The organism is Jiella sp. M17.18, assembly GCF_041027365.1.
Taxonomy (GTDB): domain Bacteria; phylum Pseudomonadota; class Alphaproteobacteria; order Rhizobiales; family Rhizobiaceae; genus VKMB-3413.
Window position 1 is genome coordinate 600,794 of record NZ_JBFTEH010000002.1, and the last position, 18,806, is coordinate 619,599.

Sequence of the window (18,806 nt, forward strand, 5' to 3'; positions counted from 1 at the left end):
TGGAGGGACAGGTTTGGGTGCGATGAAGCTCCTCGTTCTGGGCGCGGCCGGCCGCATGGGCCGGACGCTGGTCAAGGTGATCTGTGAGAGGGACGGAGCGACGCTGTCCGGGGCCCTGGAGCGGGATGGATCCCCTGCCCTCGGCCAGGACGCAGGGCTTCTCGCCGGCCTCGGCGAGATCGGCGTCCCCGTCACCGCCGATGCGGACGAGGCCCTGGCCGGGGCCGACGGTATCATCGACTTCACCGCTCCCGCGGTCTCGACCGCCTTCGCCGCGCGCGCCGCCGAGCGCGGAATCGCGCATGTGATCGGAACGACCGGCTTCTCCGCGCAGGACGAGGCGACGATCGCCGAGGCCGCCCGGCGCGCCGTCATCGTGAAGTCCGGCAATATGAGCCTCGGCGTGAACCTTCTCGCGGGCCTCGTCGAGCAGGCGGCGCGGGCGCTCGGCCCGGACGCCTTCGATCTCGAGGTTCTGGAGATGCATCACCGGCACAAGGTCGACGCGCCGTCCGGCACCGCGCTTCTCCTCGGCGAAGCCGCCGCCAAGGGCCGCGGCATCGACCTCAGCGAGAGCAGCGTGCGTTCCCGCGACGGCCATATCGGGGCGCGGCCGGAAGGGTCGATCGGCTTTGCCACCCTTCGCGGCGGGTCGGTGGTCGGCGAGCACACCGTGATCCTCGCCGGCGAGGGCGAGCGCATCGAACTGACCCACCGGGCCACCGACCGGGCGATCTTCGCGCGCGGCGCCGTGACCGCCGCCCTCTGGGCCAAGGGCCGGCCGCCCGGCCTCTATTCCATGCGCGACGTTCTCGGCCTGTCCGGCTGAGCCCTTCGCCGGTATAGACCTCGCCGAACCTCTCTTTCGTCCGCAGCTAGAAGGCAGCCTCCCATGTCCCGCACCCTGATTCTCGTCCGGCACGGCCAGAGCGAGTGGAACCTGAAGAACCTCTTCACCGGCTGGAAGGACCCGGACCTGACGGACAAGGGTGTCGAGGAAGCCCGCACCGCCGGCCGCCGGATCAAGGCGGCGGGTCTGACGCCCGACATCGCCTTCACCAGCGCCCTGTCGCGCGCCCAGCGCACGCTGACCCTGATGCTGGAGGAACTCGGCCAGGAGGGCCTCGGGACGATCCGGAACGCGGCGCTGAACGAGCGCGACTACGGCGATCTCTCCGGCCTCAACAAGGACGATGCGCGGGCGAAATGGGGCGAGGAGCAGGTCCACATCTGGCGGCGCTCCTACGACACGCCGCCTCCGGGCGGCGAGAGCCTGAAGGACACCGGCGCGCGGGTCTGGCCCTATTACATCCACGACCTCCAGCCGAAGGTGCTCGCCGGCGGCACGGTCCTCGTCGCCGCGCACGGCAACTCGCTGCGCGCCCTGGTGATGGCGCTGGAAGGGCTCTCCGGGGAGGAGATCGTCGGTCACGAGATCGCGACGGGCCTGCCGATCGTCTACGAGCTGAACAACGACTCGACCATCGCGAAGAAGACGGTCCTCGACGCCTGACATTACGGCTCTCCGCCGCGTCGATGCGCGGGTCGGCGGCGACCCCGCGGCCGGCCGCGCAGGAGGTGAAGTTCGAGCGACCCCGTCGCCGTCGGCCGCCGCCGCTCCAGTTTCGCCCGGGAGATCAATCTCCCGGGAGCTCCTGATGCAGATCCAGCGCAACGCCTCGATTCCCTCGGCCAAGGGACCGGAGGAGCATTTCACCGGCTCGGTCCGCATGGACATGCGGTTCTCGCGCCCCGCCCCAGCTCGCGTCGGCGCGGTCATCGTGACCTTCGAGCCCGGCGCCCGCACCGCCTGGCATACCCATCCGCTCGGCCAGACGCTGATCGTCACCGCCGGTCTCGGCTGGGCGCAGCGCGAGGGCGGCCCGCGGGAAGAGATCCGGCCGGGCGACATCGTCTGGTTCGAGCCCGGCGAGAAGCACTGGCACGGCGCGACGGATCAGACGGCGATGACGCATATCGCCATCTCGGAAGCTGAGGACGGCACGTCGGTGAACTGGCTGGAGAAGGTCGAGGATGGCGATTATCTCGGCTGAGGCTCCGGGGTCGGCGGACTGCCGGCGGCCTTCCGTCCGGCGGTCTACATGACCGGAGCGCGGCCGTGACGATCCGGTCGGAAGCCGACGTCGCCGCGGCGCTCGCGGCGCTCCGCGACATCGATCCGAGACTGCACCCGGTCATCGAAGCGGCCGGTTCTGTTCCGCTGCGCCGGAGTGCCGGCGGCCTGCCTGGCCTCCTCGGCATCGTCACGGCACAGCAGGTCTCCAGGGCCAGTGCCGCGGCGATCTTCGCCCGCTTTTCCGCCGCGCTCGATCTTGCGGACGCCGATGCGATCCTCGCCGCCGACGACGCCCTCTATCGCGCCGTCGGGCTGTCGCGTCCGAAGCAACGCACGATCCACGCCCTCGCCGAGGCCGTGCGGGACGGGCGCCTGGACTTTTCGCGGATTGAGGCTGCACCGGCCGATGACGCCATCGCCGAACTCGTCGCGGTGCACGGCATCGGCCTGTGGACGGCCGAGTGCTACCTGCTCTTCTGTGCCGGCCATCCTGACGTCTTTCCCGCCGGCGACCTCGCTCTGCAGGTGGCGGTCGCCCATACCCTCGGCTTCGAGGCGCGCCCTGCCCCGAAGCGTCTTGCCGACCTTGCGGAAGCCTGGGCGCCGCATCGCTCCGTCGCGGCGCGGCTGTTCTGGGCCTACTATGCCGCCGTCACCCGCCGCGACGCCGCGCCGGTGACGAGGCCGATCGCTGCCGACGCATCCGATTTATCCACAGCTTCTTCACCGCCCTTGCGGCCGGGGCCGAAGCGCCGTCTTGCCAAGTCCCTGTGATGGTTATGCCGAAGGCTTCACAAAGGCGACACGATAGAGCACGATAGTCCGCGCCAACATGCTCCGGCAGTTTGGAAGTCAAGGAGACTTCGGTGACGATAGCGGTAACCCAGGAGTTATCCCCAGCACTGGTCTTGAACGCCGACTATCGGCCGCTCAGCTACTATCCCCTGTCCCTGTGGTCCTGGCAGGACGCGATCAAGGCGGTCTTCCTCGACCGGGTGACGATCCTTGCGGAATACGACCGGGCGGTGCGAAGTCCGAACTTCTCGATGCGCCTTCCCTCGGTCGTCTGCCTCAAGACCTACGTCAAGCCGGCCCGCCACCCCGCCTTCACCCGCTTCAACGTCTTCCTCCGCGACAGATTCCAGTGCCAGTACTGCGGCTCGCCGCATGAACTCACCTTCGACCACGTCATTCCACGTTCGAAGGGCGGTCTGACGACCTGGGAGAACGTCGTCGCCGCCTGCTCGCCCTGCAATCTGAAGAAGGGCGGGCTGATGCCGAAGGCGGCGGGCATGATCCCCCGCCAGACGCCGTTCCAGCCCACCGTCCACGACCTGCACAACAACGGTCGCCTGTTCCCGCCGAACTTCCTGCACGAAAGCTGGCTCGACTATCTCTACTGGGATTCCGAGCTCGATCCGGAATAGGCCGAGAGCCCTTACGTCGCGCCGCGGCAGATCCGCCGCAGCCTGAACCGTCCGGCATCGAGGCCTGGCTTGCCAAACCGTCCGACGCGCAGCGTTCACGTCTTTTCGACGCGAGTTGATGGGATGTGAGGGCGCTGGCCGCAACTTACCCATCCGTCTGTTCGAACCTTCAGCCGAGGTGCATGGTCGCACCGGCAAGCTCCGCGACGCCGACCGCGCCTCGGGTGTGGCAGCTGTCCGATCATGCGGCCCTCGATAAGACGGGCTACGGAGGAAGACGGGCATGGATACGATCCACTTGGATCGGCCGGAAATCGGTCCGCAGCCGGCGCCGCAGACAAAGGCGTCAGGTCTTGCCTTCTATGACGACGTGCCGCATCTCTCCGACTTCACCAGGGTCGGCGACGAGAGCGCCTATCGTGCGCTGCCGGAGGGATGGATCGTCGGCATCGCCGACATCGAGCGCTCGACCGACGCGGTCGCCGCCGGCCGCTACAAGGAAGTGAACACGGTCGCCGCGGCGGTCATCGCGGCCGTCGCGAATGTGCTTTCCGGCCGCGACTTCCCCTTCGTCTTCGGCGGGGACGGCGCGGGCTTCGCCCTCCCGGCCGAGCAGAGCGACCTTGCGGCCGGCGCCATGGCCGCCGTCGCCGGCTGGGCTCGCGACGCCTTCGGCCTGCACCTGCGCATCGCAATCGTGTCGGTGGAGACGATCCGCACTGCCGGCAGGGACGTCCGCGTCGCGCGCTTCTGCCCCTCGCCCGACGTCTCCTATGCGATGTTCCACGGCGGCGGCCTCGCCTGGGCCGAGGCCCGGATGAAGGACGGCGAATTCCGGCTCGACCCGGCGTCAGGGGATGCCGCGCGTCCCGACCTGACCGGGCTCTCCTGCCGGTTCTCCCCGGTCGCCGCGCAGCGCGGCCTGATCCTGTCGCTGATCGTCGTTCCGGATGGAGAGCCAGGCGAGGCCTTCGCCGCGCTGGTGCGCGACCTCCTGCGCCTCGCCGCCGATTCCGCCTCGTCCGGCAGCCCGGTGCCGGCAGGCGGACCGCCGCTTCGCTGGCCGTCGGCGGGGCTCGGCATCGAAGCGCGGGCGGCGGCGGCGGCGAGGCGCACCCCGCTCTGGCGCGCGCGCCTGTCGGTCGGGCTGCGCACGCTTCTCGCCTTCTTCGTCTTCAAGAGCCGGCGAAAGGTCGGCGGCTTCGATCCGGCCCGCTACATCGACGAACTCGTGCGCAACTCGGATTTCCGCAAGTTCGACGACGGGCTGCGCATGACGCTCGACTGCACCCCGGTCGTCGCCGACGCGATCGCGGCTCGGCTGAGCGCCGCGGAAGCGGAGGGCATCGCGGTCGCCGGACTGCACCGCCAGGACGAGGCGATGCTGACCTGCTTCACGCCGTCGCCGACGTCGAGCGACCACGTCCATTTCGTCGATGGCGCCATGGGCGGCTATGCCGCGGCGGCGGCGATGGCGTTCCGAAGAGCCCGCCCTGCCGCAAAGGCCGCCTGATCGGGCGAGATCCCGTTCGCCGCGCCGGCGTCAGCCGAGCCGACTGCCCTTGGCGAAGGCCCCGCGTAGCGCCACGGCGGCGAGGATCGCCGAGGCGACCGCGTTCCAGCCGGCAAAGGAGATGCCGAGGAAGCGGCCCGCCGCCGCGTCGCAGGACGGCGGATGGATGCGGTCGAGATCGCCGAGGAGGTCGCCGGTGGCGAGGTTGGCCCCCCCGACCGAGGCGCAGTCCGTCGGGCCGGCCCAGAAATGCCATTCCACGCCCGCGTGGTACACGCCGAGATACAGCGAGTAGAGCATGATCAGGCCGATCAGCAGGATCAGCCCGCGCGTCAGCAGCGCCGGCGCGCGGCCGGCGGCGGTGACGGCGGCGATCAGCGCGATCGGAATGCCGACATAGTAGGGAATGCGCTCCTTCAGGCAGAGCGCGCAGGGGATGTAGCCGCCGACATACTGGAAGAGCAGTGCGCCACCGACGGTCACGATCATGCCGGCGAGCAGGAAGCTCGCGGTCATCGTCTGGCGGGTGCCCGTCGGCCGGGCGAAACGGTCGGTGACTGCCATGCTTTGGACCCTCAGAACAGATAGCGCAGCGCGACGAAACCGCCGACCAGAAGCACCAGGAATAGGGTGAAGAGGAGGCCGAGCCAGCGCTCGATGAAGCGCCGCACCGGCGCGCCGAAGAGACTGAGCAGCCAGGCGATCACCGCGAAGCGCGCACCGCGGCCGACGATCGAGACGAGCGTGAAGACGGCGAGATTGAGCCCGGTCGCGCCGGAGAAGATGGTGATCACCTTGTAGGGAAACGGCGTCAGCGCCGCGATCAGCACCGCCCAGCCCCCCCAGTCGTTGTAGCGGGCGCCGAGTTCGGCGAACTTCTCTTCCGCGCCATAGAAGGCGAGGACTGGCCGGCCGACGATGTCGAAGAACACCGCCCCGATCGCATAGCCGAGGAAGGCGCCGAAGACCGAGCCGAGCGTCGCGATCAGCGCGACGCGGATCCACTTGCGCCGCTCGGCGATGACCATTGGGATCAGCAGCACGTCCGGCGGGATCGGGAAGACCGAGCTCTCGACGAAGGCGACGGCGGCGAGTGCACGCTCGGCATGGCGGGTCGCGGCGAGCGACATGACCCAGTCGTAGAGGCGGCGCAGCATCGGCTCTCGGCGGCGGTGTTGATCGTCGCGCCAGCGCTTACGGCGAAGCGGCGGCTGGCGCAATCATCTTTGGCTGTCTAACCGGCACGACGGGGGACGACGCACCGTCTTTGATCGCGCCGCCGCGCCGGGCCCATCAGTCCAGACGCTTCGCCCGGATTTCCCCCGTCTCGATCTTGTTCCAGTTGCTGAGCGTCTTGCGGGCAAGGCCGTCGAAGGCTGCGGCGAGATCGGGCTCGGCGTCGCGCAGCGCTCTCGCGATCACCGCGGCGGCGAGCGCGTCGCTGGCACGCCCCGCGCCGTCGTCGATCTTCAGCGCGAAGCCGAGGCCGAGATCGGGCAGCGCGCCGCAGAAGACGCCCTCGGCGCCGGTCTTGGCGAACACCTTGCGACCGCCGAGGTCCATGATCGCCTGGCAGGCGCGTCCGGTGCCGGACATCTCCCAGGGATGCGCCATGCAGGCCTCGATCAGCGCACGGCCGGCCTTGGCGCGGTCGGCGGAGACGTTCTTCATCGAGACGAGCTTGGCGAAGCCGTGGGCGAAGCCCTTCAGCGGCGCAGCGTAGGTGGGGATCGAGCAGCCGTCGGTGCCGCAGACGTCGGGGCCCAGCGCCGCGCCGGTCAGGTCCTCGATCACCGCCTTCGCCCGGCGCTGCACCGGATGGTCGGCGCCGACATAGCCGCGCGTCTCCTCGCCGAGATGCACGGCGGTGCACAGGAAGCCGGAATGCTTGCCCGAGCAGTTGTTGTGCAGCGGGTTCGGCTCTTCGCCGCGGCGCACCATGTCAAAGGCGACTTCCTGTCGCGAGGGCCAATGGCAGCCGCATTCCAGGGCATGACGATCGAGGCCGGCGCGATCGAGAATCGCGGCGGCCCGCTCGACATGACCGGGCTCGCCGGAATGCGAGGCGCAGGCGAGCGAGAGATCGGCGGGCTCGAAGGCGAAGGCCGCCGCTGCCCCGGTCTCGACCAGCGGGATGCCCTGGAACACCTTGACGGCAGAGCGCGGGAAGACCGGCTGCTCGACATCGCCGGCGCTCGCGACCAGGCGGCCGTCGCCGTCGACGATCGCGAAGGCTCCGCGGTGGAAGCTCTCGACGCGCTCGCCTCTGGTCACGTCCACGAGAACCGGGTTTTCCATCATCGATCCTGATCTTCCGTCTTGGCCTTCGTCGGGCCGGTCTAGCAGGCGCGCCCGCCGCTTGCCAGCTTCGGACGAAGGGGGCGCGTCAACGGCCAGCCCGAACCTCACGCCTCGGTCGGCCGCGGCTTGGCCCGCCTCTGCCGCGAAGCCAGGATCTCCTCGAGCGTGACCGGCCGGTAGGGGAAGGCGTCGACACCGACGTCGAACTGCCGCGTCATCGGCTTCAGCTTGGCGTGGGAGTGGCCGTGCAGGTCGATCGATCCCTTGCCCATCTGGTTCCAGGTGCGGAAGGCGTAGTGGCACAGGATGAGATGGCGGCCGTCGACGGTCATCTCGCGGTAGGCGCCGACGCTCTCCCAGCCCGGCAGTTCGATCGTCGCGGCGTCGTCGTTGTTGCCGGTGACGAGATGCTTCCGGCCGTTGAGACGCGCCAGCAGCGCGGCCTTCGTCTCGGCATCGCCGCGGGCGAAATCGCCGAGGTGGAAGACCTCGTCCCGGGGGCCGACGGTCTCGTTCCAGCGCGCGATCAGCGCCTCGTCGTGCTCTAAGAGATTCGCGAAGGGCCGCTTGTCGATCCTGAGGATGCGCGGATCGTTGAAATGCGTGTCCGAGGTGAAGAACATGGAGCTTCCGCTGAGGAGGGCTGCGCGACCGGCATGAAGCGACCGGTCTCCGGCCCCTAACACGGCCGGCCCGCACCGGGTTCAACCGACGTCCGGCCCGGCAGGCGCAGAGCGTGTGAAGCCAGACGGCCGCCGAATTCCCGGGTTTGCGGGAGGGTGCGGACAGGCTATCAGCCCTCCGGTGTTCTGATCTCCCGTGCAGCGCCCGGCACCAGCGTGCTGCGCCCGCCCGACGCCTCTCGGAATGGACCTGCCGACTTGACCCCAGCCGAACTCATCCTGGTCGCGGCCTGCCTCGCCGCCGGCGGCATCCTGAAGGGCGCGACCGGCGCCGGCGCGCCGGTTCTCGCGATTCCCGCAATGGCTGCAATCTTCGACGTGAAGTTCGCCGTGGTGGTGATGGTGGTGCCGAACCTTCTGACCAACCTCTTCCAGGCCTGGCGGTTTCGGCGGGAGCGCCCGCCCGGCGCCTTCGTCTGGCTCTTCGCGGTCGCCGGTGCGATCGGCGCGGCACTCGGCACCTGGATCCTCGCCGTCCTCGACCCGGAGACCCTGTCGCTGATCGTCGCCGTATCGGTGCTCGGCTATGTCGGCTTCCGCCTGGCGCGGCCGGACTGGCGCATCCCGCTCGGGCTCGGCAAGAAGCTCGGCGTCCCCGCCGGCATCGCGGCCGGCATGCTGCAAGGCGCCTCCGGCATCTCGGCGCCGATCTCGATCTCCTACCTCAACGCGCTGGGGCTCGAGCGCAGGACGTTCATCGCGACGATCTCGATCTTCTTCACTGTCATGTCGGCCGGCCAGATCCCGGCGCTCTCGTCGCTCGGCATCGTGACCGGCCACAGCCTTCTGCTCAGCCTGGCAGCGCTGGTCCCGGTCCTCGCCTTCATGCCGATCGGCTCGAAGATCGCCGAGCGCCTGTCGCCCAAGGTGTTCGACCGGGTGATCCTGGTCCTGCTCGCCGGGCTTGCGGCAAAGCTCCTCGCCGACGCCCTCCTCTGAGGAGGCCGGCCGCCTCGGGCGCCGCCCGCGCCGACGGACCCTAGTCCACCATATGCGGATAGCGGCGCCGGATCTCGTCGCGCATCTGCCTCGCCTCCGAAAAGACCTCGGCGGTCTGACGGACATAGGCGGCGATCCGGCGCAGTCCCTTCAGATCGCGGGCGGGGGTGCGGTCGACGGTGGTCATGGCGACGTCTCCATTGGGCTCGTATGCCCCTCCTATCTGGGTTGGAACGCGCGGCTCAGGCAGGCGACCGGGCGCAGGGCAGCCATGCAAGGGCGAAGCACCTTCCGGCGGATCAATGCAGCTGGCGCACACCGTGGTCGGCGCGCCGCCGCCCCGCCGTGTCGCGGGCCGTCCCCGCGAGGCGCGGTCGTCACGGAGGAGAGAGCGTTTTCGTTTGACCTTCGAATCGGTTTCGCTGTAGCGTCCTTTGCATTCGTTAGCGCAACTTCATCGTTGCGACGGGAGGTTGTGGAGGCAGCCGGCCAATGACGGTCCCTGAAACCGGACGGGGTTTTCGCCCCCGCCGCAAGCCGCGGTGCTTCGCGCCAATGCGCCCCCTCCGCCAATTGCAGCCCGCTTAGCGGGCGTCTACGAAGACTGTCGTGACGACCATCTGGGAGGATTACATGGTCACCAAAACGCTTCTTGCCGGCTGCACCGCCCTCGGCGCCCTGGCGCTGTCCACCTCGCTCGCGAGCGCCGTCGAACTCCGGTTCCAGTGCTATCAGGACGGCACGGAGTGCCAGACCTGGCGCGAGGAAATCCAGAAGTTCGAGAAGCAGAACCCGGACATCAAGGTCACCGTCGACGAGGTGCCCTACAAGGCGATCCTAGAGTCCCTGCCCGTGCAGCTCGCCGGCGGCGACGGACCGGATCTCGCCCGCGTGTCGGACCTCGGCGGCCTCGCCAAATACATGCTGGACATCCGACCGCTGATCCCGGACGCCGACTACTGGGAGAAGAACTACGGCGCGGAGCTGAAGTGGACCCAGGTCAACGGCAAGGGCGACAACGGCATCTACAACCTGCCGGACCAGCTGACGATCACCGGCCCCTTCGTCAACAAGACGCTGTTCGACCAGGCGGGCGTCAAAATGCCGGAGGGCAAGGCGACCTGGGACGACTGGGCGAAGGCCTCGGTCGAGGTGGCCAAGAAGACCCAGACGCCCTACCCGATGGCCATCGACCGCTCCGGCCATCGCTTCGCCGGCCCGGCGATTTCCTACGGCGCGAAGTATTTCGACAAGGACGGCAACCCGATCACCGTCGATGAGAGCTTCACGAACTTCGCCAAGCAGTTCGTCGAGTGGAACAAGAACGGCACGATGGACAAGGACGTCTGGGCCGGCTCCGGCGGCGCGACCTATCAGGACGCCTCGCAGCAGTTCGTCAACGCCAGCCTCGTCTTCTACATGTCCGGCTCCTGGCAGGTCGCGCGCTTCGGCAAGGAGATCGGCGACGCCTTCGACTGGGAGGTGGTCCAGCCGCCCTGCGGCCCCGCTGCCTGCACCGGCATTCCCGGCGGCGCCTCGATCGTCGGCTTCAAGCACACCAAGCACCCGAAGGAGGTCGCCAAGCTCCTCGACTTCATGGCGCAGGAAGACGTCTATGCCGACTTCATCGGCAAGACGAAGGCGATTCCCGCCAACAAGACCCTGCAGGAGAAGGGCGTCGACTATCCCGGGGCGACCGAGAACGTGAAGAAGGCCCTCGCCGCCTTCACCAAGGCCGCCAAGAACCTGACCCCGCTCGCCTTCGAGTTCCAGGGCTACAAGAACAACCGCGTCATCATGAACGCGACGGTGACGCGGCTCACCCAGGCGATCGTGGGCGAATCCACGCTCGACGAGGCGCTGAAGCGGATCGATTCCGACGTCAAGGAGGCCGTCAAGGCGGCCGGCGACGCCAAGAAGTAAGCGAACGCGTCCAAGACGCCGTGACAGAAGCGAAGGGCCAAGGCCCCTTCGCCGTCCGGGATGATCTCATGCTGAAGCCCTTCAACAGCGCAGTCCAGCTCGGCTACCGCACCGCCTTCGGCCTCTTCGAATGGCCGATGGCGAGCGCCCAGCGCCTCGTCGGCATCAGGCGCATCGCCTGGATGTTCCTTCTGCCGAACCTGATCATCTTCGGCGCCTTCACCTTCCTGCCGATCATCCTCAACTTCTTCTATGCGACGAGCGGATCGGACGCGATCCTGCTCTCGCAGCGCCCCTATGTCGGCGCCGACAACTTTGCCTCGCTGCTCTCCTGCACGAACTATCTGGATCCGAACACCTGCCGGCGCGACGTCTTCTGGCGCGCGGTCTACAACACCGGCTGGTTCGTCGTGCTGCAGGTCGGCTTCATGGTGCTGTTCTCGCTGCTGACCGCGCTGATCCTCAACCGCAAGATCCCGTTCCGCGGCTTCTTCCGCGGCGTGTTCTTCTATCCGGTCCTGCTCTCGCCGGTCGTCGTCGCGCTGATCTGGAAGTGGATCCTGCAGCGTTACGGCGTCCTCAACGCCGGGCTCGACGCCGTGGGCGTGACGCCCGTCGACTGGCTCACCAACGCCAACTGGGCGTTCTTCTGGATCATCTTCGTGTCGATCTGGGCCCATATGGGCTTCTACACGCTGATCCTCCTCGCCGGACTGCAGGCGATCCCCTCCGACGTCTATGAGGCGGCGGAGATGGACGGGGCCTCGCGCTGGCGGGTCTTCTACAGGATCACCATGCCGCTCTTGATGCCCACCATGGTCGTCGTGCTGGTGCTCAGTCTCATCCGCGCGGTGCAGGCCTTCGACGAGATCTTCGTCCTCACCGGCGGCGGCCCCGGCTCGGCGACGACGCTGATCCTGCAGTACATCTACGAAACCGGTTTCGCCTCGCGCCCGCAGCTCTTCGGCCTCGCCGCCGCCGCCTCGATCCTGATGGCGGTCGTGCTCCTGGTCCTGACCCTGCTGCAGCTGCGCGCGACCCGCAGCCAGGCGGAGGGATAGAACGATGGTCTGGTCCTTCATCTCGCGCACCCGAGGCCGCAACCGCTTCGACATCACCGACTGGCTGACCTGGGGCTACCTGATCTTCGGCATCGTGCTGATGTTCGGCCCGGTGCTCTGGGTGGCGCTCTCCTCCTTCAAGACCGACGCGGCGCTCGCCGAATACCCGCCGACCTTCCTGCCGCTGTCGGCGCAGACGGTCACGGTGCCGGGCTACGACAAGCCGCTGCCGCTCTACGAGGTGACGGGCGGGGAGCATAAGGGCGAGGTGCTGGCGCAGATCCGCCGCATCGGGCTCAACGCCCAGATGGTCGACCCAGCCCATCCCGACCAGAAGATCAACGTCAACATCAACGACCGGCAGCCGAAGCGCCAGTTCGCGGTGCAGTGGAGCAACTACACCCAGCTGTTCAAGCGCTTCAACTTCATGCGCTACTTCTGGAACAGCGTGTTCATCACCGTCGTCGCGACGATCATCACCGTGATCTTCAACTCGATGGCGGCCTTCGCGCTGGCCAAGTACAAGTTCAAGGGGCGAACCGTCGTCTTCCTCCTGATCATCGCCACCTTGATGATCCCGCCGACGATCAACCTCGTGCCGATCTATCTCGTCGTCAACGAGCTCGGCCTCGTCAACACGCCCTGGGCGGTGATCTGGCCGGCGGTGGCGACGCCGACCGGCGTGTTCCTGCTGCGGCAATACATGCTGACGATCCCGGACGACCTCCTCGACGCGGCGCGCATGGATCACGCGTCGGAATGGCGCGTCTACTGGCGGATCGTCCTGCCGCTCGCCGCCCCCGCCATCGCCGTCCTCGTGATCTTCTCGGTGATGTGGCGCTGGAACGAGTTCCTCTGGCCGCTGATCGTGCTGACGCGGTCCGAGCAGTTCACGCTGCAGCTGGCGCTGAACGCCTTCCAGGGCGACCTGCAGACCTCCTGGAGCGGGCTCCTCGCCATGACCATGCTGACGCTCATCCCGATCACCATCATCTTCGCGCTCCTGCAGAAGAACATCACCGCCGGCATCGCCCAGAGCGGCGTCAAGTAAGCAAGGGGGCGAGAATGGCCGTCGTCGAACTGGAAAAACTGGTCAAGGACTATGCCGGCTTCCGCGCGATCCACGGCGTGGACTTGACGATCGAGGACGGCGAGTTCTGCGTCTTCGTCGGCCCGTCCGGCTGCGGCAAGTCCACGCTCCTGCGGATGATCGCGGGGCTGGAGGAGATCTCGGACGGGGAGCTCAGGATCGACGGCCAGCGCGTCAACGAGCTGCGCGCCGCCGAGCGCGGCCTTGCCATGGTGTTCCAGACCTACGCGCTCTACCCGCACATGACGGTGCGCGAAAACCTCGCCTTCGGCCTCGAAAACATCAAGACGCCGAAGGACGAGATCAAGCAGCGCGTCGACGACGCGGCGCGCATGCTGCAGATCACCGAGCACCTGGAGCGCCGGCCGAAGCAGCTCTCCGGCGGCCAGCGCCAGCGCGTCGCCATCGGCCGGGCGGTGGTGCGCGAGCCGAAGGTGTTCCTCTTCGACGAGCCACTGTCGAACCTCGACGCGGAACTCCGCGTCGTCATGCGCGGCGAGATCTCGCAGCTGCATCGCCGGCTCGGCAACACGATGATCTACGTCACCCACGACCAGGTCGAGGCGATGACCATGGCCGACAAGATCGTCGTCCTGAAGAAGGGCACGATTCAGCAGGTCGGCTCGCCGCTCGACCTCTACAACCGGCCCGCCAACCACTTCGTCGCCGGCTTCATCGGCTCGCCGCGGATGAACTTTCTGGAGATGACGGTCGCGGAGGTCCGGAACGACGGCATCGTCGTGGAGGATTCCAGCCGGCACCGCTTCGAAGCGGCCGTCTCGCCCGAGGGCGTCGCTGTCGGCGAAGCCGTGACCGTCGGCGTGCGCCCCGAGCATCTGGAGATCGGCACCGAGCGCGGCCAGCCCGTCACGGTCGAAACCATCGAGCAGCTCGGCGGGGAGTCCTATCTCTACTGCACCGACGCGTCGGGCAAGCCGATCACCGTGCACAAGTCCGGCCAGACGCGGATCCGGGCAGGCGAGACGGCGCAGGTGTTTTTGCCGGCCGAGGCGATCCACGTGTTCCGCAAGGACGGCACCGCGCTGGAACGGCTGCGGATCGGCGAGGAAGTTTGAGAGCGGGATCTCAGGGTCCCCGAGAATTGAACGATGGCGGCTGTGCACCCCCCTCTGTCCTGCCGGACATCTCCCCCACAAGGGGGGAGATCGATCGCGCTTATGCGTCCCGCCCTACGTTCGTCGCTGTGGCTGGCACAACCGGCAAAGAGCGTCGCGCGATCGGCGCAGCTGCTGATCTCCCCCCCTGTGGGGGAGATGGGCGGCAGCCCAGAGGGGGGTGCCTCGGCACCCACGTCGATGCCCGCCTTTCGGCAACTGTCTGCCGCTGCGGCTGACGACATCAGCGCCGCCTGCGCCCAGCCGCGCATCCCGCATTCCAGAGGACCCCGCCCATGACCATCCTCAGCGCAACCGGCCCGGCCGAGACGACGCCGCACGGCCTCGACCTGCCGCTGAACGCCGGCTTCACCCTCAAGGTGGCGGTGCTGGAGGACTGGCTGACCCGCATCGCGATCGTGCCGGAGGGCGGCTTTCGCGTCGACCGGACGTGGACGATCGCGCCGGAGGGGGACACGCCGTGGGAGGGCCGCGACCGGCTTTCCACGGATGGCTTCGCGCTGCCGCAGGTGACGCATGAAGCGGCGAACGATCTGGAGATCGTCACCTCCGGCGATATCCGCGTGCTGGTCGAGCCGGCCCCGCTGCGCCTCGCCGTCCAGCGCCGCGAGGGCGGCAGCTGGCGCACGGTGATGCAGGATCGCGAGCGCAGCGCCTACTACTGGCTCGAGGCGCGCGGCGGCTTTCGCCATTACCAGACCCGGCACCCGGCCGAGCGCCATTACGGCCTCGGCGACAAGACCGGTCCGCTCGACCGCACGGGGCGCCGCTTCCGCTGCCTGCAGATCGACTCGATGGGCTACAATGCCGAGCTGTCCGACCCGCTCTACAAGCATGTCCCCTTCGTCATGGTCGAGGCGGAGGACGGGACGGCGACCGGCCTCCTCTACGACACGCTGTCGGAGATGGCCGTCGACCTCGGCGCCGAGCATTCGAACTATTACGACCCCTACCGGCACGTCGACATCCTGGAAAAGGGGATGGTGGCCTATGTCGTCGCCGGCCCGCGGCTCGCCGACATCGTGCCCCGCCTGGCTCAGCTCACCGGTCGGCCGCACCTGCCGCCGCGCTGGTCGATGGGCTTCGCCTTCACCACCATGCACCACGCCGACGCCCCCAATGCGCAGGAGGTGATGACGGGCTTCGCCGAGCGCTGCCGCGCCGACGACATCCCGATCAGCGCCATCCATTCCGGCTCGGGCTACACGACGCGCGAGGACGGGCGCCGCTACGTCTTCACCTGGAACGAGACGAAGTTCCCCGACCGCAAGGCCTTCTTCGCGCGGCTGAAGGAACTCGGATACCACACCTGCGCGAACGTCAAGCCGGTGCTCCTGAAGGAACATCCCGCCTACCCCGAGGCTGCCGAGAAGGGCCTCTTCGTCAAGCGCAGCGACGGCTCGCCGGCGGTGGAGATGTTCTGGGGCGGCGAGGGCGCGAGCCTCGACCTGTCGAACCCCGAGACGATCGCCTGGTGGCAGGCGGGCATCCGAACCCAAGTCCTCGGCCAGGGCTTCGACGCGGCCTGGAACGACAACAACGAGGCCGAGCTCTGGGACGAGACGGCGACGGTCGACGGCCTCGGCCGGCCGCTGCCCGCGATCGACGTCAAGCCGCTGCAGGCGCTCCTGATGACGCGCGCGACGTTCGAGGCGACGAAGGCGCGCGAGCCGGAGAAGCGCCCCTACACGATCAGCCGCGCCGGGCCGATCGGCATCTCCCGCTACGGCGAGACCTGGACCGGCGACAACTACACCTCCTGGCACACGCTGAAGTGGAACATCCGGGGCGGCGTCTCGATGAGCCTCTCCGGGATGCCCTTCATCGGCCACGACATCGGCGGCTTCGCCGGGCCGAAGCCGGGGCCGGAGCTGTTCACCCGCTTCGTCCAGTTGATGGCGCTGCATCCGCGTGCGGTGATGAACTCCTGGAAGCCGCAGCTCGCCGAGCCGGTGAACCTGCCCTGGATGCATCCGGAAGTGACGGATCACGTTCGCGAGGCGCTGCGCCTGCGCTACCGCTTCCTGCCACTCCTCTACTCCCTCGCCCACGACTGCCACCGGACCGGCGCCCCGATCGTCGCGCCGCTGCTCTACCACTTCCCGGACGTGTCCTGCCGCAAGGATCCGGACGCCTTCATGCTCGGCCCTGACGTGCTCGTCGCGCCCAACGTCACCGAGGGCGCGGACACCGTCACGATCGACCTGCCCAAGGTCGAGGGCGGCTGGCACGACTTCTGGAGCGAAGCCATCCACGACGGCGGCACCCGCGCCACCGTCCCCGCCCCGCTCGACCGCCTGCCGATCTTCGTGCGCTCCGGCGCCGTGCTGCCGCTGGCGATGGACTGGGCGCCGACCAGTCCGCACGAGGCGAAGGCGGTGGCGCTGGCGGCCTTCCTCGGCGCGGGCAGCTCGACGAGCCGGCGGACGGTGTTCTTCGACGACGGCGAGAGCTGGCGCTACCGGGACGGCGACTGTTCGCTGCTCGCCTGCGAGCTCACCGCGGGCGAAGGGAGCGTCCGGCTCACCGTCACCGAACAGGGCAGCGGCCGCGGCCAACCGGAGCTGTTCGTCGAGATGCGGGGGCTTGGCGAGCGGATGGCGGAGCATGAGCTGCCGTGACGCCGCGCGGCGGAACAGGAGGCGCGCCCGCTTCTTCTCCCCCGTGGGGAGAAGGTGGCCCGAAGGGCCGGATGAGGGGGAGTTCGCCCTCGGTCGAAAGGGTCGCGCCGATGGGGCTTCCTTCGTCCAGGCCGGCACCGTTCCCCTCATCGCCTGCCGGCACGTGTCCCCACGGGGGAGAAGAAGGCGGCGTTCAGGCCGAGGCGAACATCCTGCCGCCGATACATCGGGATCCGACCGTCAAGCGAGGTGCAGGGTCGAGGGATGACGACATGACCGGAGCCACGGAGTAGCACCATGCCCCGCAAGGACATCACCGAGCTGCGCAGCCAGCGCTGGTTCGCCTCCTCCGACATGCGCGGCTTTGCCCATCGCCAGCGGACCCAGCAGATGGGTCTCAGGCGCGAGGAGTTCCTCGGCAAGCCGGTGATCGCCATCCTCAACACCTGGTCCGACATGAGTCCCTGCCATGCGCATCTCAGGGACCGGGCCGAGGCGGTGAAGCGCGGCGTCTGGCAGGCCGGCGGCTATCCCGTCGAGCTGCCGGTGCTCTCGGTCGGCGAGGTCATGGTGAAGCCTTCGACCATGCTCTACCGCAACTTCCTCGCCATGGAGGCCGAGGAGGTGCTGCGCTCGCATCCGATCGACGGCGCCGTGCTCCTCGGCGGCTGCGACAAGTCCACGCCGGCGCTGCTGATGGGCGTGATCTCGATGGACATCCCGGCGATCTTCTGCCCGGCCGGCCCGATGTCGAGCGGCCAGTGGCGCGGGACGAAGGTCGGCGCCGGCACGCACACCAAGAAGTACTGGGACGAATACCGCGCCGGCGGCATCTCGGAGGAGGACTGGATCGATCTGGAAAGCCGGATGACCCGCTCCTTCGGCACCTGCAACACCATGGGGACGGCATCGACCATGACCTCGATCGCCGACGCCATGGGGATGTGCTTCACCGGCGCCTCCTCGATCCCCGCCGCCGATTCCGGCCACCGGCGCATGGCCTCGGCCTGCGGCGCCCGGATCGTCGACATGGTCTGGCAAGACCTGAAGCCCTCCGACATCCTGTCGCGGCAGAGCTTCGAGAACGGCCTTGCCGCCTACATGGCGCTCGGCGGCTCGACCAATGCGGCGGTGCATCTCGTCGCCATGGCGCGGCGCGCGGGCGTCGATCTGTCGCTGGACGACATGGCGGCGGTCTCGGCCAAGGTGCCGGTCCTTGCCAATCTCTTTCCATCCGGCACCTGTCTGATGGAGGACTTCTACTTCGCCGGCGGCCTCGCCGCGCTGTTGAAGAACCTCGCGCCGCATCTCCACCTCGATGCCCGGACGGTCGAGGGCCGCAGCCTCGGCGAAGCGATCGAGACCGCCGAGTGCTACGACGCCGACGTCATCCGGCCGCTCGACAACCCGGTCGTACCGCTGGAGAAGGGCCGCACCCTCGTCGTCCTCAAGGGCAACCTGGCGCCGGACGGTGCGGTGATGAAGTCGTCGGCCGCGAGCGGAAATCTTCTCAAGCACAAGGGACCCGCCGTCGTCTTCGACAGTCCCGCCGAGATGCGCGCCCGGATCGACGATCCGGATCTCGACATCTCCGCCGAGAGCGTCCTCGTCCTCCGCAATGCCGGCCCGGTCGGGGCGCCCGGCATGCCGGAATGGGGCAACCTGCCGATCCCGAAGAAGCTGCTGGCGAAGGGCGTTCGCGACATGGTCCGGATCTGCGACGGGCGGATGAGCGGCACGCATTACGGCACCTGCATCCTGCACGTCGCGCCGGAAGCCGCCGTCGGCGGGCCGCTGGGGCTCCTGCAGACCGGCGACATCGTCAGCCTCGACGTCGCGGCCGGCCGGCTCGACATGGAGGTGGACGCCGAGGAGATCGAGCGGCGCAGGGCCGCGTGGCGGCCGGCCACGCCGCTCTACGAGCGTTCCTTCGCCGCGCTCTACCAGCGCCACGTGTCCCAGGCCGACAAGGGCTGCGACTTCGACTTCCTCGCCGCGCCGGGCGTCGTGCCGGAACCGGAGATCTTCTGAGAGG

At 68.5% G+C, this 18,806-nt stretch carries 18 protein-coding genes; 13 read left to right on the forward strand and 5 right to left on the reverse strand.

What is annotated here, in order from left to right:
* Positions 1 to 22: 22 nt before the first annotated feature.
* From dapB to AB5S17_RS06275, 6 genes are all read left to right on the forward strand, one after another.
* A complete protein-coding gene (dapB, locus tag AB5S17_RS06250) occupies positions 23 to 829 on the forward strand; it encodes a 4-hydroxy-tetrahydrodipicolinate reductase (protein ID WP_369237257.1) in 807 nt (268 codons plus the stop codon).
* A gap of 63 nt (positions 830 to 892) precedes the next feature.
* Positions 893 to 1,513, forward strand: coding sequence for a 2,3-bisphosphoglycerate-dependent phosphoglycerate mutase (locus AB5S17_RS06255; protein WP_369237259.1), 621 nt, complete (start codon positions 893 to 895; stop codon positions 1,511 to 1,513).
* Positions 1,514 to 1,658: 145 nt separating this feature from the next.
* Positions 1,659 to 2,054, forward strand: a complete 396-nt coding sequence (locus tag AB5S17_RS06260) for a cupin domain-containing protein (RefSeq protein ID WP_369237261.1) — start codon at positions 1,659 to 1,661, stop codon at positions 2,052 to 2,054.
* Positions 2,055 to 2,119: 65 nt separating this feature from the next.
* Positions 2,120 to 2,851 (forward strand): DNA-3-methyladenine glycosylase, encoded by a 732-nt coding sequence (locus AB5S17_RS06265; RefSeq protein ID WP_369237263.1) that lies wholly within the window; start codon positions 2,120 to 2,122, stop codon positions 2,849 to 2,851.
* Between the two features lie 92 nt (positions 2,852 to 2,943).
* Positions 2,944 to 3,504, forward strand: coding sequence for an HNH endonuclease (locus AB5S17_RS06270; RefSeq protein WP_369237265.1), 561 nt, complete (start codon positions 2,944 to 2,946; stop codon positions 3,502 to 3,504).
* Positions 3,505 to 3,787: 283 nt separating this feature from the next.
* Positions 3,788 to 5,017, forward strand: a complete 1,230-nt coding sequence (locus AB5S17_RS06275) for a DUF3095 domain-containing protein (protein WP_369237267.1) — start codon at positions 3,788 to 3,790, stop codon at positions 5,015 to 5,017.
* Positions 5,018 to 5,047: 30 nt separating this feature from the next.
* On the opposite strand, the gene AB5S17_RS06280 is transcribed toward AB5S17_RS06275, so the two are convergent.
* The 4 genes from AB5S17_RS06280 to AB5S17_RS06295 all read right to left on the reverse strand — a co-directional run bounded on the left by AB5S17_RS06280 (position 5,048) and on the right by AB5S17_RS06295 (position 7,941).
* On the reverse strand, positions 5,048 to 5,581 hold the full coding sequence (locus tag AB5S17_RS06280; protein ID WP_369237269.1) for a disulfide bond formation protein B: 534 nt from the start codon (positions 5,579 to 5,581) through the stop codon (positions 5,048 to 5,050).
* An 11-nt stretch (positions 5,582 to 5,592) separates the two neighbouring features.
* The gene (locus AB5S17_RS06285; RefSeq protein ID WP_369237271.1) at positions 5,593 to 6,174 is read right to left on the reverse strand and encodes a YqaA family protein; all 582 of its coding nucleotides are present in this window, start codon (positions 6,172 to 6,174) and stop codon (positions 5,593 to 5,595) included.
* A gap of 136 nt (positions 6,175 to 6,310) precedes the next feature.
* Positions 6,311 to 7,318, reverse strand: coding sequence for an asparaginase (locus AB5S17_RS06290; protein WP_369237273.1), 1,008 nt, complete (start codon positions 7,316 to 7,318; stop codon positions 6,311 to 6,313).
* A gap of 104 nt (positions 7,319 to 7,422) precedes the next feature.
* Positions 7,423 to 7,941, reverse strand: a complete 519-nt coding sequence (locus tag AB5S17_RS06295) for a metallophosphoesterase family protein (protein ID WP_369237275.1) — start codon at positions 7,939 to 7,941, stop codon at positions 7,423 to 7,425.
* Positions 7,942 to 8,199: 258 nt separating this feature from the next.
* Here AB5S17_RS06295 and AB5S17_RS06300 point away from each other — a divergent pair, with 258 nt between their 5' ends.
* On the forward strand, positions 8,200 to 8,940 hold the full coding sequence (locus AB5S17_RS06300; protein ID WP_369237277.1) for a sulfite exporter TauE/SafE family protein: 741 nt from the start codon (positions 8,200 to 8,202) through the stop codon (positions 8,938 to 8,940).
* Positions 8,941 to 8,980: 40 nt separating this feature from the next.
* On the opposite strand, the gene AB5S17_RS06305 is transcribed toward AB5S17_RS06300, so the two are convergent.
* Entirely contained in the window at positions 8,981 to 9,127 is a 147-nt protein-coding gene (locus AB5S17_RS06305) for a hypothetical protein (protein ID WP_369237279.1), read from the reverse strand.
* A 422-nt stretch (positions 9,128 to 9,549) separates the two neighbouring features.
* On the opposite strand from AB5S17_RS06305, the gene AB5S17_RS06310 reads away from it, so the two are divergent.
* From AB5S17_RS06310 to araD, 6 genes are all read left to right on the forward strand, one after another.
* Positions 9,550 to 10,863 (forward strand): ABC transporter substrate-binding protein, encoded by a 1,314-nt coding sequence (locus AB5S17_RS06310; protein ID WP_369237281.1) that lies wholly within the window; start codon positions 9,550 to 9,552, stop codon positions 10,861 to 10,863.
* 68 nt (positions 10,864 to 10,931) lie between these two features.
* Entirely contained in the window at positions 10,932 to 11,924 is a 993-nt protein-coding gene (locus AB5S17_RS06315) for a carbohydrate ABC transporter permease (RefSeq protein ID WP_369237283.1), read from the forward strand.
* Positions 11,925 to 11,928: 4 nt separating this feature from the next.
* Complete coding sequence (locus AB5S17_RS06320; protein WP_369237285.1) at positions 11,929 to 12,975, forward strand: carbohydrate ABC transporter permease; 1,047 nt, start codon at positions 11,929 to 11,931, stop codon at positions 12,973 to 12,975.
* A gap of 14 nt (positions 12,976 to 12,989) precedes the next feature.
* Positions 12,990 to 14,090 carry an ABC transporter ATP-binding protein gene (locus tag AB5S17_RS06325; protein WP_369237287.1) on the forward strand — a complete coding sequence of 367 codons (1,101 nt, stop codon included), beginning with the start codon at positions 12,990 to 12,992 and terminating at the stop codon, positions 14,088 to 14,090.
* 335 nt (positions 14,091 to 14,425) lie between these two features.
* The gene (locus AB5S17_RS06330; RefSeq protein ID WP_369237289.1) at positions 14,426 to 16,771 is read left to right on the forward strand and encodes a TIM-barrel domain-containing protein; all 2,346 of its coding nucleotides are present in this window, start codon (positions 14,426 to 14,428) and stop codon (positions 16,769 to 16,771) included.
* 297 nt (positions 16,772 to 17,068) lie between these two features.
* Positions 17,069 to 18,802 carry an L-arabinonate dehydratase gene (araD, locus tag AB5S17_RS06335; protein ID WP_369237291.1) on the forward strand — a complete coding sequence of 578 codons (1,734 nt, stop codon included), beginning with the start codon at positions 17,069 to 17,071 and terminating at the stop codon, positions 18,800 to 18,802.
* Positions 18,803 to 18,806 lie beyond the last annotated feature (4 nt).